A 15,285-nucleotide genomic window follows, 5' to 3' on the forward strand; every position below is an offset into this window, starting at 1 on the left:
TGCCCTTCAGACACCCAGCGTCAATCCATTCGCCGGCAACGGCAACGCCGTTTTATAGCGCACCTGCTTGAGCGCAAAGCTCGACCGGATATTCGCCACCCCCGGCACTTTGGTCAGAAAGTCCATCATGAACCGCTCCAGCGATTGGATGGACGGCACTAAAACCCGGATCAGATAGTCCGGGTCGCCGGCCATCAGGTAGCACTCCATCACCTCGGGACGATCGGAAATCGCCTCCTCGAAATGCTGCAATGCCTCCTCCACCTGCTTCTCCAGGCTGACGTGAATGAACACGTTGACATGCAGGCCCAGCAGATCGGCGTCGAGCAGCGTGACTTGCTCGCGAATCAGGCCCAATTCTTCCATGGCCTTGACCCGGTTAAAGCACGGTGTCGGCGACAGATTCACCGAGCGTGCGAGGTCGGCGTTGGTGATGCGCGCATTCTCCTGAAGGCTGTTGAGAATGCCGATATCGGTACGGTCCAGTTTGCGCATGAGACAAAACCACCTGTTTTTTATGTTTATGCAGATTTTTTATCTGCAAATCATCTCCAGCGCAACGAAACAGAGAGAAATATTCTTCTTGCCCGCGCCTATGATTGTTGTAGGACAAGATTTCTTCCATCGAAGAATGACTGCCAGCTCACTACAAGAAATTCACAAGATCGAGCGTAGAAGCCATGACCCAAGCGTACGAACCGCTGCGTCTGCACGTCCCTGAACCCTCGGGCCGTCCAGGCTGCAAAACCGACTTTTCCTACCTGCATCTGACCGATGCCGGTACGGTGCGCAAACCTTCCATCGACGTTGAACCCGCCGACACCGCCGATCTGGCGCGAGGCCTGATTCGCGTGCTCGACGACCAGGGCAACGCCCTCGGCCCATGGGCTGAAAACGTGCCGGTCGAGATCCTGCGCAAGGGCATGCGCGCCATGCTCAAGACGCGCATCTACGACAACCGCATGGTCGTCGCCCAGCGTCAGAAAAAAATGTCGTTTTACATGCAGAGCCTTGGCGAAGAAGCCATTGGCAGCGCTCAGGCGCTGGCACTGAACGTCGACGACATGTGTTTCCCGACCTATCGTCAGCAAAGCATTCTGATGGCGCGCGACGTGCCGCTGGTCGACCTGATCTGCCAGTTGTTGTCCAACGAGCGCGACCCGCTCAAGGGCCGTCAACTGCCGATCATGTACTCCGTCAAGGACTTCGGCTTCTTCACCATTTCCGGCAACCTCGCCACCCAGTTCATTCAGGGCGTGGGCTGGGGCATGGCCTCGGCGATCAAGGGCGACACCAAAATCGCCTCGGCCTGGATCGGCGACGGCGCCACTGCCGAATCGGACTTCCACACCGCCCTCACCTTCGCCCACGTTTATCGGGCGCCGGTGATCCTCAATGTGGTCAACAATCAGTGGGCGATTTCGACCTTCCAGGCCATCGCTGGCGGTGAAGCCACCACCTTCGCCGGACGCGGCGTCGGTTGCGGCATTGCCTCGCTGCGAGTTGACGGTAACGACTTCTACGCGGTCTACGCGGCTTCTGCCTGGGCTGCCGAGCGCGCCCGCCGCAACCTCGGCCCGACCATGATCGAATGGGTCACCTACCGCGCCGGCCCGCACTCGACCTCCGACGATCCATCGAAATATCGTCCGGCCGATGACTGGAGCCACTTCCCGCTCGGCGACCCGATCGCGCGTCTCAAGCAGCACCTGATCAAGATCGGCCACTGGTCCGATGAAGAGCACGCCGCCGTCAGCGCCGAACTCGAAGCCGAAGTGATTGCCGCGCAGAAACAGGCCGAGCAGTACGGCACCCTCGCCGGTGGCCAGATTCCAAGCGCCGCGACCATGTTCGAAGACGTCTACAAAGAGATGCCGGAGCACTTGAAGCGCCAGCGTCAGCAGTTGGGGGTCTGAGATGAACGATCACAACAACAATATTCAGCTGGAAACCGCCATGACCACGACCACCATGACCATGATCCAGGCCCTGCGCTCGGCCATGGATGTGATGCTTGAACGTGACGACAACGTGGTGGTATTCGGTCAGGACGTCGGTTACTTCGGCGGCGTGTTCCGTTGCACCGAAGGCCTGCAGACCAAATACGGCTCGTCGCGGGTGTTCGACGCGCCGATTTCCGAAAGCGGCATCGTCGGCGTTGCCGTCGGCATGGGCGCTTACGGTTTGCGTCCGGTGGCCGAGATCCAGTTCGCCGACTACGTCTACCCGGCGTCCGACCAGATCATTTCCGAAGCGGCGCGTCTGCGCTATCGCTCGGCTGGCGAGTTCACCGCACCGATGACCCTGCGCATGCCGTGCGGGGGTGGCATCTACGGTGGTCAGACCCACAGCCAGAGCATCGAGGCGATGTTCACTCAGGTCTGTGGTCTGCGCACGGTCATGCCGTCCAACCCGTATGACGCGAAAGGTTTGCTGATCGCCTCCATCGAAAACGATGACCCGGTGATCTTCCTCGAGCCAAAACGCCTGTACAACGGCCCGTTCGACGGCCACCACGACCGCCCGGTAACCCCGTGGTCGAAACACCCTGCCGCACAAGTGCCGGACGGTTACTACACCGTGCCGCTGGACGTCGCCGCGATCACCCGTCCGGGCAAGGACGTCACCGTGCTGACTTACGGCACCACCGTGTATGTCTCGCAAGTGGCCGCTGAAGAAAGCGGCGTCGATGCTGAAGTCATCGACCTGCGCAGCCTGTGGCCGCTGGACCTGGAAACCATCGTCAAATCGGTGAAGAAAACCGGTCGCTGCGTGGTGGTTCACGAAGCGACTCGCACCTGCGGTTTCGGCGCCGAGTTGGTGTCGCTGGTGCAAGAGCACTGCTTCCATCACCTGGAAGCGCCGATCGAACGCGTCACCGGTTGGGACACCCCTTACCCGCACGCGCAAGAGTGGGCGTATTTCCCTGGCCCGTCCCGAGTGGGCGCGGCTTTGAAACGGGTTATGGAGGTCTGAATGGGCACGCACGTTATCAAGATGCCAGACATTGGCGAAGGCATCGCAGAAGTAGAACTGTCGCAATGGCACGTCAAGGTTGGCGATCTGGTGGTTGAAGATCAGGTGCTGGCCGATGTCATGACCGACAAGGCGATGGTCGATATTCCTTCGCCGGTGCACGGCAAGGTGATTGCGCTTGGCGGTCAGCCGGGTGAAGTGATGGCGGTCGGCAGCGTGCTGATCAGCATTGAAGTGGAAGGCGCGGGCAATCTGAAAGAATCGGCTGCCCCGACTCCGGTTGCTGTCAAGGAACCTGCTGCACCGAAAGCCGAAGCTGTCGTAGAGACCAAACCCGCCGCCGCTGCACCGCGTTCGGCTGCCGTTTGCCAGGGCCCGATGGTTGCTCGTGAAGCGAATGAGCGTCCGCTGGCCTCCCCGGCCGTGCGCAAACATGCGCTGGAACTGGGCATTCAATTGCGTCTGGTGCGTGGCAGTGGCCCGGCCGGTCGCGTATTGCACGAAGACCTCGACGCCTATCTGGCGCAAGGTCAGTCCAACGCTCAAGCGCCAGTGGCAGCGGCTTACGCCCAGCGCAACGACGAAGAACAGATTCAAGTGATCGGCATGCGCCGCAAGATCGCCCAGCGCATGCAAGACGCCACTCAACGTGCCGCCCACTTCAGCTACGTCGAAGAAATCGACGTCACCGCGATTGAAGAACTGCGCGCGCATTTGAACGAAAAACACGGCGCCAGCCGTGGCAAGTTGACCTTGCTGCCGTTCCTCGTCCGCGCATTGGTGGTGGCCCTGCGCGACTTCCCGCAGATGAACGCCCGTTACGACGACGAAGCCCAGGTCATCACTCGCCTCGGCGCCGTGCATGTCGGGGTCGCCACGCAGAGCGATGTCGGCCTGATGGTGCCGGTGGTGCGTCACGCCGAAGCGCGCAGTCTGTGGGACAGCGCGGCAGAAATCTCGCGCCTGGCCAACGCCGCCCGCAACGGCAAGGCCAGCCGCGATGAACTGTCCGGCTCGAGCATCACCCTGACCAGCCTCGGTGCGTTGGGCGGCATCGTCAGCACGCCGGTGTTGAATCTGCCGGAAGTGGCCATCGTCGGCGTCAACAAAATCGTCGAACGTCCGATGGTCGTCAAAGGCCAGGTAGTGATCCGCAAGATGATGAACCTCTCCAGCTCCTTCGATCACCGCGTGGTCGACGGCATGGACGCGGCGCTCTTCATCCAGGCCATTCGTGGCCTGCTCGAACAACCCGCAACGCTGTTTGTGGAGTGATGCAATGCAAACCTTGAACACCACGCTGCTGATCATTGGCGGCGGCCCCGGCGGCTACATCACGGCGATTCGCGCTGGGCAACTGGGCATTCAGACCATTCTGGTCGAAGGCCAATCGCTGGGCGGCACTTGCCTGAACATCGGCTGCATTCCCTCGAAAGCGCTGATCCATGTGGCTGAGCAGTTTCATCAGACCCAGCAGCACAACCAGCATTCGGCATTGGGTATCAGCGTTTCGGCGCCGACCCTCGACATCAGCAAAAGCGTCGAGTGGAAGGACGGCATTGTTGATCGCCTGACCACCGGCGTTGCCGCATTGCTGAAGAAGAACAAGATTCAAGTCATCAACGGCTGGGCCAACGTCATCGACGGCAAAACCGTGGAAGTCGGCGACACGCGCATTCACTGCGAACATCTGGTGCTGGCCACCGGTTCGACCAGTGTCAACCTGCCGATCCTGCCGATTGGCGGGCCGATCATCTCCTCCACCGAAGCGCTGGCGCCGAAAAGTGTGCCAAAACGCCTCGTCGTGGTCGGCGGTGGATATATCGGTCTGGAGCTGGGCATTGCCTATCGCAAGCTCGGCGCGGAAGTCAGCGTGGTCGAGGCGCAGGAGCGCATTCTGCCAGCCTATGACGCTGAGCTGACGCAACCGGTGCATGAAGCGCTGAAGCAACTGGGCGTGAAACTGTATCTGAACCACAGCGTGCTGGGTTTCGACGGTACCTTGCAGGTGCGTGATCCGAACGGCGACACCCTGAATCTGGAAACGGATCAGGTGCTGGTGGCCGTCGGTCGCAAACCGAATATCCAAGGCTGGAACCTCGAAGCACTGAATCTGGACATGAACGGCTCGGCGATCAAGATCGACAGCCGCTGCCAGACCAGCATGCGCAATGTCTACGCCATCGGCGACCTTAGCGGCGAACCGATGCTGGCCCATCGCGCCATGGCGCAAGGCGAGATGGTTGCCGAGCTGATCAGCGGCAAAAACCGCGAATTCAACCCAACAGCCATCGCTGCCGTGTGCTTTACCGACCCGGAACTGGTGGTGGTCGGCAAGACGCCGGACGAGGCCAAAACTGCCGGGCTCGACTGCATCGTTTCCAGCTTCCCGTTCGCCGCCAATGGCCGGGCAATGACCCTGGAGTCGAAAACCGGCTTCGTGCGGGTGGTTGCGCGTCGCGACAATCATCTGATTGTCGGTTGGCAAGCGGTGGGTGTCGGGGTTTCGGAGTTGTCCACGGCGTTCGCGCAGAGCCTGGAAATGGGCGCGCGGCTGGAAGACATCGGCGGCACCATTCATGCGCATCCGACCTTGGGTGAAGCGGTGCAGGAAGCGGCGTTGCGTGCTCTGGGGCATGCGTTGCACCTGTAAACTCTCCAGATTAAGGGTGACAGTGATGGCCTCTTCGCGAGCAAGCTCGCTCCCACTGGGAAATGCATTGCAAATGTGGGAGCGAGCTTGCTCGCGAATTGTTGAGGCCACCGCAAATTATCTGTCTGTCATCCGATAGTCCGGGCTGCGAAACCGCTCAAGAATGAAGTATTGTTGTGCCCATCCAAAAAACGTCAGAAGCCTTGAACCGTTTCGGCGGTTGTTCAGTGATAGAGGGTGTCATGGGTAACGAAAGCATCAATTGGGACAAGCTGGGTTTTGACTACATCAAGACCGACAAGCGCTATCTGTCGTACTTTCGCGATGGCGAGTGGGACAAAGGCACCCTGACCGAAGACAACGTGCTGCACATCAGCGAAGGCTCGACTGCCCTTCACTATGGTCAGCAGTGCTTCGAAGGCATGAAGGCCTATCGTTGCAAGGACGGTTCGATCAACCTGTTCCGCCCGGACCAGAACGCCCTGCGCATGCAACGCAGCTGCGCGCGTCTGCTGATGCCGATGGTCGAAACCGAGCAGTTCATCGAAGCCTGCAAAGAAGTGGTTCGTGCCAACGAGCGTTTCATTCCGCCATACGGCACCGGCGGCGCGCTGTACCTGCGTCCGTTCGTGATCGGCGTGGGTGACAACATCGGCGTGCGCACTGCGCCCGAGTTTATCTTCTCGATCTTCTGCATCCCGGTCGGCGCCTACTTCAAGGGCGGCTTGACCCCGCACAACTTCCAGATTTCCAGCTACGACCGCGCCGCCCCACAAGGCACCGGTGCAGCCAAGGTCGGCGGCAACTACGCGGCCAGCCTGATGCCGGGCTCGAAAGCCAAGAAAGCCAACTTCGCCGACGCGATCTATCTCGACCCGATGACCCACACCAAAATCGAAGAAGTCGGCTCGGCCAATTTCTTCGGGATCACCCACGACAACAAGTTCGTGACCCCGAGTTCACCCTCGGTACTGCCGGGCATCACCCGTCTGTCGCTGATCGAGCTGGCGAAAACGCGTCTGGGCCTGGAAGTGGTTGAAGGCGATGTGCTGATCGACAAACTGGCGGACTTCAAGGAAGCCGGCGCCTGCGGCACTGCGGCGGTGATCACCCCGATCGGCGGCATCAGCTACAACGACCATCTGCATGTGTTCCACAGCGAAACCGAAGTCGGTCCGGTTACCCAGAAGCTCTATAAAGAGCTGACTGGCGTGCAAACCGGCGACATCGAAGCGCCAGCGGGCTGGATCGTCAAGGTTTGATCTGACGGTCGCTGATGTCCAAAAGCCCCCACCGGGAAACCGGTGGGGGCTTTTTATTTAGAGCGATCTTTTATTTAAGCGCAATCCGTTTCCCGGAACGCCCGGCAATCCCGCTTGCCTGCCCATTCTGCTGTTTGCCCATCCGTGCCTGCGTGATCAGCCCCGGAATCAATTCGCCCTCCGGCAGATTTTTCCAGAACCGCACCGGCAAATGGCCCTGCATCACCTTCGGGTTGAGCCGCGCCGGGTTGAAGATGTGGCTGTAATAGGTCAACCACAGATCGCCGTGCGGATCGTCGACGTTCTGCGCCATTTGCTGCCATTCCACCGGGCATTGGCGCTCATGGATCAGTTGTTCGCCATCGAAATAAACCCCATCACGCGGGGTCGCGATCAGCCAACGGTGCCGGCCCATGCGCGCGACGAAATGCTCGCTGGCGCTGTGCAGGATGTCGTGCGCCGGTTCGTGCCACGCCACATATTGCGGGCCGGGCAAATTCGTCGGCCGCTCGATGAAGCGCACGAAGGCATGCAGGTGATGGGCTTCGCGGCGTACTTGCTTGATCCGCCGCTGTAACTCGCTGCCCAGCTTGTCCCCCGCCATCATCGCCGTGCGATCGCCGTGGCTGACTCGCCACAGCACCTCGTACAAGAGACTCCAGCGCTGGTCGCCACGATATTGTGCGGCTTGCCCAAGCGTATCGAGCAATGCACGCGGAATTCGCGCCTGAAACGGCCCCTGCCCTTCGGGTACCTGATGATCACTGGCGAACAGATCACTGACGCCCTCGGTGGCCCAACTCACCACGCTCGGGTCGACTTCATGGCTAAGCAGCCAGCGTGCCTGTTGGCGCCAGGTGTCGAACAGGTCGTCGCAATCGAGATTGATCATCCCCACAACCCCATCTGCTGCGGCATTGGCCGGTCGCGCAATTGCTGATAGAGCAATTGACTGGTGACTTCGGCCTGCTGCGGGTGGTAATCGCTGGTGATGATGAACGGCTTGGCCTTGGCCAGCACACAGCGCATGCGCGCCACATCTTCGTAACGGATGCGCCGCTGCCGGCGCAACTCCACCAGGCGTTCCGTGGTGCGCAGGCCAATCCCGGGAATGCGCGCGATCAACGAGGGTTCGGCGCTGTTCAGATCGAGCGGGAATACCTCGCGATTCTGCAGCGCCCACGCCAGTTTCGGGTCGATGTCCAACGCCAGGTTTCCCGGCCCCTTGAGTAATTCGCCGGCGCTGTAGCCGTAGCTGCGCAACAGAAAATCAGCCTGATACAAGCGGTGCTCGCGCATCAGCGGCGGTGCTGCCAGTGGCACGCTTTTCGGGCTGTCGGGGATCGGACTGAACGCCGAGTAGTAGACCCGGCGCAGCCGGAAGTTACCGTACAAGGCCTGGGCGCCATGGAGGATGGTGCTGTCGTCGGTGTCATCGGCGCCGACAATCATCTGCGTGCTTTGCCCGGCCGGCGCGAACTTTGGCGCGCGAGGTTCGTTGAGTACTGTCTGCTCGCCGGTGTAGATGGTTTGCATCGCCTGCTTGATCGACCCGATGTCTTTCTCCGGCGCGAGGATTTGCAGGCTGGTATCGGTCGGCAGCTCGATGTTGACGCTGAGGCGATCGGCATAACGCCCAGCCTCCGCGATCAATGCCGGATCGGCTTCGGGAATGGTCTTGAGGTGGATGTAACCGCGAAACTCGTGCTCTTCGCGGAGCAATTTGGCGACTCGAACCAGTTGCTCCATGGTGTAGTCCGCCGAGCGGATAATCCCCGAGCTGAGAAACAGCCCGCTGACGCAGTTACGGCGGTAGAAGTCCATGGTCAGCGCCACGACTTCCTCGGGTGTGAAACGCGCGCGAGGCACATCGCTGGAGCGGCGGTTGACGCAGTATTGGCAATCGTAGAGGCAGAAATTGGTCAGCAGGATTTTCAGCAGTGAGACGCAGCGCCCGTCCGGCGTATAGCTGTGGCAAATGCCCATGCCATTGGTAGAGCCCAGACCGCTCTTGCCCTCGGAACTGCGCTTGGGCGCGCCACTGCTGGCGCAGGAGGCGTCGTACTTGGCGGCGTCGGCGAGAATGCTGAGCTTGTCGATAATTTGCATGGCACGGGCCCTTTACTGGTTGCATATACAGTATAGGGTCGACCTGTCAGGTTCAAGGTGAAAAAGTGCCCTTCGTCGGTCGAGCAAAAGATCGCATCGTGCGATAGCGTCTACACGTGATCACGGCCCGCTGGAGGTGCCGAAGGCTGGGATGTTTTGGTCTGGATGTTTTCAATAGGCAACTCGATACCGAACTTCGCACGAATGTCCTTGCGCCCCACCGCCGTCAACGCCAACGCCCGACTGTCCAGATCCTGCGTCACCCACTTGCGCTTGAGCGCTGCTTGCAGCAACGCCGCCCCCAGTGACCCGCCAAGATGAGGCCGGCGCATGCTCCAGTCCAGGCACGGGCAGGCAAATTTGCGCCGCAATGCATTCAAGTCTTCGACCTCAATGCCCAACCCGGCGAAGAACGCCTCACCGCTGTCGCTAAAGCGATACGCCTGCTCGTCGATTGCCACCAACCACCCCGCTTCGAGCAGGCGGTCGTGCAGCATCACCGCCAGTGTCCCGGCCATGTGGTCGTAGCACGTGCGAGCGAATTGCAGGCGATCCGGTGTGTGCGGCTTGAAGGTCGGCGCGGCGTTCTGGCCGATCACCATCAATGCTTCCAGCGCCTGTGCGACACGTTTGTCGGCGAGGCTGTAATACCGATGACGACCCTGAACATGCAGACGCACCAGCGCCAGATCCTTGAGTTTGGCCAGGTGCGCACTGGCGGTGGAGGCGCTGACGTCAGCAACGGCTGCCAGCTCGGTGCTGGTGCGAGCGTGGCCGTCCATCAGCGAGCAGAGGATTTTCGTCCGCGCCGGCTCGGCGATGGCGGCGGCCACCTGCGAGACGCCGATGTCTTGATGTTCTGCGTGCATATTTCGCTCCCCGACGAATCATCGCCGTTACGGACTGCAGATAGTAGCAACACTTTCCTCATCGACAAGGCTGCGAACCATGGATCCGATCATCGCTGCAACTCATGCCGATCCCTACCCCTACTACGCAACACTACGCGGCATGGGTGGACTGACCTTTGATCCCGAACTGAGACTGTGGGTCGCCAGCAGCGCTCGCGCCGTCTGCGCGGTATTGGCTCATGCCGACTGCCGGGTGCGCCCCGCGCTGGAGCCGGTGCCCAAAGCGATTGCCGATGGCATGGCTGGCCAGGTCTTCGCGCAGTTGATGCGGATGAACGATGGTGAACGCCAGCGCTGCCCACGTTCGGCATTCGAGCTGCCATTGGGGCTGATCGATCAGGACGAAGTCCGGGCGCGAGTCAACGGACGACTGCTCAGCACGGATGCGGACGGTTTGTACAAAGCCATGTTCCGCGGTCCGGTGTCGGTGGTGGCGGCGTTGCTCGGGTTTTCTCCGGCGCAGAGTCGGACGATCAGTGCGCTAACAGCCGATTTCGCGGCGTGCCTGTCGCCACTGAGCAGCGACGTGCAACGGGCGGCTGCCCATGCCGCCGCCGAACAATTGCGCGGGCAGTTCATCGAGTTGTTGGCCGAACCCGCGGCGAACAGTGCTTTGCTTGCAGGTATCAGGCAGCGCTTTGAAGGGGATGAAGAGAACCTGATCGCCAACCTGATCGGCCTCTGCTCGCAAACGTTTGAAGGCTGCGCGGGACTGATCGGCAATGCGCTGCTGGCGTTACATCGTCAGCCCGAGTTGCGTGGCGAATCAGTGGAAGCCTTGCTGAGTGAAGTCCAGCGCTTCGACCCGTCGGTACAGAACACCCGGCGGTTTGTCGCCGCATCCTGCGAAATCGACGGTGTGCGCGTCGAGGCTGGCGCGGTGATTCTGGTGCTGCTGGCCTCGGCCAACCGCGATCCGGCCCTGAACGACAACCCCGACCAGTTTCTACTGGATCGCCCACACCGCCGCAGTTTGAGTTTTGGCAGCGGTCGACATCAATGTCCGGGGCAAGCGCTTGCCATGAGTATTGCCAGCGCGACGGTGAAGGAAATGCTCACTCACGGCATTGAACTGGAACACCTGAACTGGCACTACCGCCCGTCCCTCAATGGGCGGATTCCACTGTTCACTGAAGTGAAGCATTAAGCGCTGTGCAGTTCGATGGTCAAGTGCGACAGCTCATGCACCGGTGCCAGCCGTGCGCGAACGGCTTCTGCGGTAACCCCGGCACTCGCTACCACGCTGACAATTGCCGCCCGTGCTTGCGGGCCAACCTGCCAGACGTGGAGATCGCTGATCCGCACATCGCCGGAGGTTTCCAGCAGCTCGCGGATTTCGGCAGCCACCGGCTCATCGGTGGCGTCGAGCAACACAGCGGAGCTGTCTCGCATCAGGTTGAACGCCCATTTGGCAATGACGATGGCGCCGACAATACCCATTGCCGGATCCAGCCAGACCCAGCCGAGATACCGGCCGGCCAGCAACGCGGCAATCGCCAGTACCGAAGTCAATGCATCGGCCAGCACATGAACGTAGGCTGAACGCAGGTTGTTGTCGTGATGGTGATGACGGCCATGTTCGTGAGCATGGTCATGATGATGGCCGTGGTCATGCCCGTGGTGGCCCATCAACACAAAGGCGCTGACCAGATTAACCGCCAGCCCCACGACGGCAATCACTGTCGCCTCGCCAAACGCCACGGTGGTCGGCTGGAACAGACGCAGGATCGACTCACCGGCAATGCCCAGCGATACCAGCCCCAGCACCATGGCCGAGGCGAAACCGGCCAGATCACCGACCTTGCCGGTGCCGAAGCTGTAGCGTTTGTTATTGGCATTGCGCCGGGCAAAACCATAGGCCGCTGCGGCAATACCCAACGCGCCGGCATGGGTCGCCATATGGAAACCGTCGGCCAGCAATGCCATGGAGCCAGTGATATAACCGGCGGTGATCTCGCCGATCATCATTACAAACGTCAGCGCCACCACCCAGCGTGTGCGACGGGCGTTTTCATCGTGAGAGGCGCCGAGAAACTGATGATCGTGGCTGTGGCGATCAATCTGTGGGGTCGGAGTCATGATGTTGGCGCTCTATTTGGAATAACGGCGAATAGCCTGAAGCAAGTCTTCGGCACCTTGGGCGCGCGCTTCGTCGCTGAGGTCGGGATGTGCGACGTGCTCACGGGTGTGAGCTTCAATGAATTGCTCCATCAAGCCGTTGACCGCACCCCGAATCGCCGCGACCAGATGCAGGGTCTTGGCACAATCGGCATCACCTTCGAGCGCTTTTTCCACCGCTTGAACCTGCCCGGCAATGCGCCGGACGCGGTTGAGCAGTTCATCTTTGTGTTCATGAATGTGCGCCATACCCATACCCCCTACCCCTATATGCCGTGCATGCTCGCTGATTACATCGCCAGTGGCAACAGGCAATCGGGATGAGAGGAGCAGGCCCTTGGGTCGAACACTCAGCTCAGGGGTTTCGGCCTCGTTGACGAGAGTTCAGGATCCCGTCACGCCCAGCAATTGCTGGCGCAGTTCAGGATTGCGCGTACGCGGATTCAACCAGATATCAAAAAACGCCCGGGCAAACTGCGGGTCGTCGATCTCATGCTGCAACTGCTGACCGACAAAAAATCGTGCGCCCTGCCCCGGCAAATACACCCCGGTGATGCGGGTGCCGGCCTGAACGTCGACGAACGCCTGCTGCATCTGTGCCTGCCAGCCGGTCAGTTGTGCCGGGGTGACGGAGGCGCCATTCAGACGTTTGATTTCATCAACGCTGGCTTCGACCAGATCGTCGCGAGAAATCTTGCGCTGGTAGATCAACTCCAGGGCAAAAGGCTGCCCGTCTACCAGAGGCTGCGCGGCACTCCACAGCCGTGCGTTATAAACGTCGAAACCGAACACACTGAAATCGCCGGTACCAATGATCCTGGCGCCGGGCACTTCGTCCTGCCAGTTGGCCCAGGCAGGCGCCACCAGCAAGGCCCAAAAGCTGATGGCACAGCAGCCACGCAACACATTTTTTGATCGGCTCATTACGTCATCGACTCTGCGAATCCCTCATATGCAAAGCATAGCCTGTATGCCTCCGTCACTTTGTATACAAAAAACGCTCGCATATGCAGCAATTCGCAAGCAGCGATGCTACCGTGGCCGTCTCTCATCCGACGGAGACACCTGCGTGCTGATCCTCAAACTGCTGCTGATTCCCGGTTTTCTGCTGCTGATCTCATTGGCCGGCAAACGTTGGGGGCCAAGTGTGGCCGGGTGGCTGTCGGGTTTGCCGGTGGTGGTCGGGCCGATTCTGTTTTTCCTGGCGATCGAACAGGGGCCGCAGTTTGCCGCGCAGTCAGCAGTGGCCGCGTTGTCGGCAATGTTCGCCATGATCGCCTTCTGCATCACGTACGCGCAGGTCGCGCAAAAGGCGAACTGGCCGTGGGCGCTGAGCGCTTCGCTGGCTGTCTGGGCGACGCTGGCATTGGTCTTGTCGCTGATCCCGGCGTCGCTGCCGTTTTCTATAGGGGCGGCCGCAGTCGCTTTATTGGCGGCGCCCTACCTGTTTCCCAAGGTGCAACCGGTACTGAATCGCTCGGCGCCAAAGTCGGACAAACTGATCTGGCGGATGATCGCCGGTGCGGCGTTGACGCTGCTGGTGACGATGCTGGCCAGCACCGTCGGCGAACGCTGGAGCGGATTGCTGGCAGTCTTCCCGGTGCTCGGCAGTGTCATGGCGGTGTTTTCCCAGCAGACCCGCGGTCCCGAGTTCACCGCGGCGTTGTTGCGCGCGACGGCGACCGGGATGTACTCGTTTTCGGCGTTTTGTCTGGTGTCAGCGCTGACCTTGCCAAGCCTGGGCTTCAGCGGATTTGCGATTGGCGTGGCCGTGTCAGTGGCCATGCTTGGCGTCACGCGCAAACTGCTGGCCAAACCGGCAGCGCAGCCGCAAGCCTGACGAGACGTGCTGGAGTGCCGAGGCGCTGCGTGGGATGATCGCCCGCCTGGCATGACCACTTACCGGAGATTCGAATGACATTGTTGAGCAAGAAAGCCGTCGTCCTGTTGCTGGCGGCGGTCGCCGGCCTCGGCGCCCTCAACGCTCAAGCGGCCAAGGCCAAGGAAAAAACCGCCACCGAGAAGGTCTCGATGCTGGGCGGCAAATTCGCGTTCACCCTGCCCAAAGGCTTCATTGCCGAACCGCTGCCGGCCAGTCCGACCGGTGCCACGGGCACGATGTACACCAACCAGACCAGCAAAACCGTGGTCATCGCCGCAGAAAACCAGATCCCCGAAGGCAACAACGTCAAGGACAACGACAGCGAGTTCCTGGACGGCAGCGTGTCCGATTTCATCGAAGCGCAGCGCAAAGCGCTACCAGACTTCAACAAACTCAGCGAAAAAAGCCTGACCCAGAAAGGCACTGGCCTGGGCTTGCGCCAGGTCGACAGCACCGCCAGCCAGGGCGGCGGCCAAACCCTCAACACGACGTTGATGGCCGGTTCCGGGACGCGCATGGCGTTGGTTCAGGTGATTTCCCGGGTCAGCGACAAGAAAGGTCACGATGCGCTGGTGAAGACCATCCTCAAGGATTGAGCTGCTGCAACCAGGCGTTCAGGTCCCGCAGTTCGGCCGCACTGATGCTGTGGCCGACGCCGGGATACGCGTGAAACTGCGGTTTGTAATCCAGTTTCTGGAGTAATGCATTGGCCTCAGTACCGAGGTGATACGGCACTGGATCATCGGCCGTGCCGTGACCGATGAAGATGCTCAGCGGCAGCGGTGGTTGGTCGGTCTTCAGCTCTGCCTTCAACACCGGCAATAAACGCCCGCTCAGCGCCGCAATACCGCCCACCGCCACGGGTGGTCGCAGGCCCACCTCATAAGTCATCATCGCGCCTTGGCTGAAGCCGATCAGGTACACCTTGTCCGGGGCAGCGTGATATTTCTTCGCCGCTTGCGCGACAAAATCCCGAAGTTTCTGGCCGCTGACCTTCAAATCATCGGTCTCGCCGTTGTAGGCACCTTCGCCTTTCTTGCGAAACCATTGGAAACGCCCTTCGCCCAACGCCAGCGGTGCCTGCACCGAGAGGTAGTTGTACTGCGCCGGCAGCTGAAATTTCATGCCGATCAGATCGGCTTCATTGCTGCCGTAACCGTGCAGGAAAATCACCAACGGACGTGGATCGGCGTCAGGGTGAACCTGTTCGATGTACTTGAGCGGCAGATCGGATTGCAGTGTGGTTTGAGCATGAGCGGCGGTGGACGCCAGGAGGGTCAGCAGAGCAAACACCTTCAACATAAGTCTTCCTTCACAGGGTGCAGGGTTCGGGGGGGAGCCTAACATCCTGAAGCAAGGATCCAAATGTTGTGG

General features: G+C 60.5%; 16 protein-coding genes. 8 read left to right on the plus strand and 8 right to left on the minus strand.

Translation table 11 applies throughout. From position 1 onward, the window contains the following. Nucleotides 1-6: 6 nt before the first annotated feature. The gene (gene bkdR / locus AB4P91_RS21465) at nucleotides 7-495 is read right to left on the minus strand and encodes a Bkd operon transcriptional regulator BkdR (protein WP_042559682.1); all 489 of its coding nucleotides are present in this window, start codon (nucleotides 493-495) and stop codon (nucleotides 7-9) included. 185 nt (nucleotides 496-680) lie between these two features. Here bkdR and AB4P91_RS21470 point away from each other — a divergent pair, with 185 nt between their 5' ends. The 5 genes from AB4P91_RS21470 (at nucleotide 681) to AB4P91_RS21490 (ending at nucleotide 6,891) form a co-directional block, all read left to right on the plus strand. Beyond that, nucleotides 681-1,916, plus strand: a complete 1,236-nt coding sequence (locus AB4P91_RS21470; protein WP_042559683.1) for a 3-methyl-2-oxobutanoate dehydrogenase (2-methylpropanoyl-transferring) subunit alpha — start codon at nucleotides 681-683, stop codon at nucleotides 1,914-1,916. Between the two features lies 1 nt (nucleotide 1,917). Then, nucleotides 1,918-2,976: an alpha-ketoacid dehydrogenase subunit beta gene (locus tag AB4P91_RS21475; RefSeq protein WP_042559684.1), complete on the plus strand. Its 1,059-nt coding sequence runs from the start codon at nucleotides 1,918-1,920 to the stop codon at nucleotides 2,974-2,976. Next, nucleotides 2,977-4,251: a dihydrolipoamide acetyltransferase family protein gene (locus AB4P91_RS21480; RefSeq protein WP_395603627.1), complete on the plus strand. Its 1,275-nt coding sequence runs from the start codon at nucleotides 2,977-2,979 to the stop codon at nucleotides 4,249-4,251. It begins immediately after the preceding gene. Nucleotides 4,252-4,255: 4 nt separating this feature from the next. After that, nucleotides 4,256-5,629: a dihydrolipoyl dehydrogenase gene (gene lpdA / locus AB4P91_RS21485; RefSeq protein WP_395603628.1), complete on the plus strand. Its 1,374-nt coding sequence runs from the start codon at nucleotides 4,256-4,258 to the stop codon at nucleotides 5,627-5,629. Between the two features lie 242 nt (nucleotides 5,630-5,871). Further along, on the plus strand, nucleotides 5,872-6,891 hold the full coding sequence (locus tag AB4P91_RS21490; protein WP_042559687.1) for a branched-chain amino acid aminotransferase: 1,020 nt from the start codon (nucleotides 5,872-5,874) through the stop codon (nucleotides 6,889-6,891). A gap of 70 nt (nucleotides 6,892-6,961) precedes the next feature. On the opposite strand, the gene AB4P91_RS21495 is transcribed toward AB4P91_RS21490, so the two are convergent. The 3 genes from AB4P91_RS21495 to AB4P91_RS21505 form a co-directional block, all read right to left on the minus strand. Continuing rightward, nucleotides 6,962-7,783: a TIGR03915 family putative DNA repair protein gene (locus AB4P91_RS21495; RefSeq protein ID WP_150595509.1), complete on the minus strand. Its 822-nt coding sequence runs from the start codon at nucleotides 7,781-7,783 to the stop codon at nucleotides 6,962-6,964. After that, on the minus strand, nucleotides 7,780-9,000 hold the full coding sequence (locus AB4P91_RS21500; RefSeq protein ID WP_150595510.1) for a putative DNA modification/repair radical SAM protein: 1,221 nt from the start codon (nucleotides 8,998-9,000) through the stop codon (nucleotides 7,780-7,782). The genes AB4P91_RS21495 and AB4P91_RS21500 overlap by 4 nt, the downstream gene beginning before the upstream one ends. A gap of 110 nt (nucleotides 9,001-9,110) precedes the next feature. Next, nucleotides 9,111-9,869: an ArsR/SmtB family transcription factor gene (locus tag AB4P91_RS21505; RefSeq protein ID WP_395603629.1), complete on the minus strand. Its 759-nt coding sequence runs from the start codon at nucleotides 9,867-9,869 to the stop codon at nucleotides 9,111-9,113. A 79-nt stretch (nucleotides 9,870-9,948) separates the two neighbouring features. Between AB4P91_RS21505 and AB4P91_RS21510 the strand changes: the two genes are divergently transcribed. Next, nucleotides 9,949-11,058: a cytochrome P450 gene (locus AB4P91_RS21510; RefSeq protein WP_395603630.1), complete on the plus strand. Its 1,110-nt coding sequence runs from the start codon at nucleotides 9,949-9,951 to the stop codon at nucleotides 11,056-11,058. On the opposite strand, the gene dmeF is transcribed toward AB4P91_RS21510, so the two are convergent. From dmeF to AB4P91_RS21525, 3 genes are all read right to left on the minus strand, one after another. Then, on the minus strand, nucleotides 11,055-11,990 hold the full coding sequence (dmeF, locus tag AB4P91_RS21515) for a CDF family Co(II)/Ni(II) efflux transporter DmeF (protein ID WP_150688673.1): 936 nt from the start codon (nucleotides 11,988-11,990) through the stop codon (nucleotides 11,055-11,057). The genes AB4P91_RS21510 and dmeF overlap by 4 nt on opposite strands. Nucleotides 11,991-12,002: 12 nt before the next feature. Beyond that, the gene (locus AB4P91_RS21520) at nucleotides 12,003-12,278 is read right to left on the minus strand and encodes a metal/formaldehyde-sensitive transcriptional repressor (RefSeq protein WP_150595514.1); all 276 of its coding nucleotides are present in this window, start codon (nucleotides 12,276-12,278) and stop codon (nucleotides 12,003-12,005) included. A gap of 135 nt (nucleotides 12,279-12,413) precedes the next feature. After that, the gene (locus tag AB4P91_RS21525) at nucleotides 12,414-12,953 is read right to left on the minus strand and encodes a chalcone isomerase family protein (protein ID WP_150595515.1); all 540 of its coding nucleotides are present in this window, start codon (nucleotides 12,951-12,953) and stop codon (nucleotides 12,414-12,416) included. 145 nt (nucleotides 12,954-13,098) lie between these two features. On the opposite strand from AB4P91_RS21525, the gene AB4P91_RS21530 reads away from it, so the two are divergent. Together AB4P91_RS21530 and AB4P91_RS21535 are read left to right on the plus strand one after the other, a co-directional pair. Next, entirely contained in the window at nucleotides 13,099-13,869 is a 771-nt protein-coding gene (locus AB4P91_RS21530; RefSeq protein ID WP_150688674.1) for a hypothetical protein, read from the plus strand. Between the two features lie 74 nt (nucleotides 13,870-13,943). After that, a complete protein-coding gene (locus AB4P91_RS21535; protein WP_395603631.1) occupies nucleotides 13,944-14,507 on the plus strand; it encodes a hypothetical protein in 564 nt (187 codons plus the stop codon). Here AB4P91_RS21535 and AB4P91_RS21540 read toward each other — a convergent pair. Beyond that, on the minus strand, nucleotides 14,497-15,213 hold the full coding sequence (locus AB4P91_RS21540) for an alpha/beta hydrolase (protein ID WP_150596679.1): 717 nt from the start codon (nucleotides 15,211-15,213) through the stop codon (nucleotides 14,497-14,499). The genes AB4P91_RS21535 and AB4P91_RS21540 overlap by 11 nt on opposite strands. Nucleotides 15,214-15,285: the final 72 nt, after the last annotated feature.

Origin of the sequence: Pseudomonas sp. B21128 (assembly GCF_044218865.1) — a bacterium.
Classification (GTDB): Bacteria; Pseudomonadota; Gammaproteobacteria; order Pseudomonadales; family Pseudomonadaceae; genus Aquipseudomonas; species Aquipseudomonas iridis.

Coding starts and splice junctions, on each gene's coding strand:
- bkdR (WP_042559682.1), bottom strand. CDS start 495: ATGCGCAAACTGGACCGTACCGATATCGGCATTCTCAACAGCCTTCAG.
- AB4P91_RS21470 (WP_042559683.1), top strand. CDS start 681: ATGACCCAAGCGTACGAACCGCTGCGTCTGCACGTCCCTGAACCCTCG.
- AB4P91_RS21475 (WP_042559684.1), top strand. CDS start 1,918: ATGAACGATCACAACAACAATATTCAGCTGGAAACCGCCATGACCACG.
- AB4P91_RS21480 (WP_395603627.1), top strand. CDS start 2,977: ATGGGCACGCACGTTATCAAGATGCCAGACATTGGCGAAGGCATCGCA.
- lpdA (WP_395603628.1), top strand. CDS start 4,256: ATGCAAACCTTGAACACCACGCTGCTGATCATTGGCGGCGGCCCCGGC.
- AB4P91_RS21490 (WP_042559687.1), top strand. CDS start 5,872: ATGGGTAACGAAAGCATCAATTGGGACAAGCTGGGTTTTGACTACATC.
- AB4P91_RS21495 (WP_150595509.1), bottom strand. CDS start 7,783: ATGATCAATCTCGATTGCGACGACCTGTTCGACACCTGGCGCCAACAG.
- AB4P91_RS21500 (WP_150595510.1), bottom strand. CDS start 9,000: ATGCAAATTATCGACAAGCTCAGCATTCTCGCCGACGCCGCCAAGTAC.
- AB4P91_RS21505 (WP_395603629.1), bottom strand. CDS start 9,869: ATGCACGCAGAACATCAAGACATCGGCGTCTCGCAGGTGGCCGCCGCC.
- AB4P91_RS21510 (WP_395603630.1), top strand. CDS start 9,949: ATGGATCCGATCATCGCTGCAACTCATGCCGATCCCTACCCCTACTAC.
- dmeF (WP_150688673.1), bottom strand. CDS start 11,990: ATGACTCCGACCCCACAGATTGATCGCCACAGCCACGATCATCAGTTT.
- AB4P91_RS21520 (WP_150595514.1), bottom strand. CDS start 12,278: ATGGCGCACATTCATGAACACAAAGATGAACTGCTCAACCGCGTCCGG.
- AB4P91_RS21525 (WP_150595515.1), bottom strand. CDS start 12,953: ATGAGCCGATCAAAAAATGTGTTGCGTGGCTGCTGTGCCATCAGCTTT.
- AB4P91_RS21535 (WP_395603631.1), top strand. CDS start 13,944: ATGACATTGTTGAGCAAGAAAGCCGTCGTCCTGTTGCTGGCGGCGGTC.
- AB4P91_RS21540 (WP_150596679.1), bottom strand. CDS start 15,213: ATGTTGAAGGTGTTTGCTCTGCTGACCCTCCTGGCGTCCACCGCCGCT.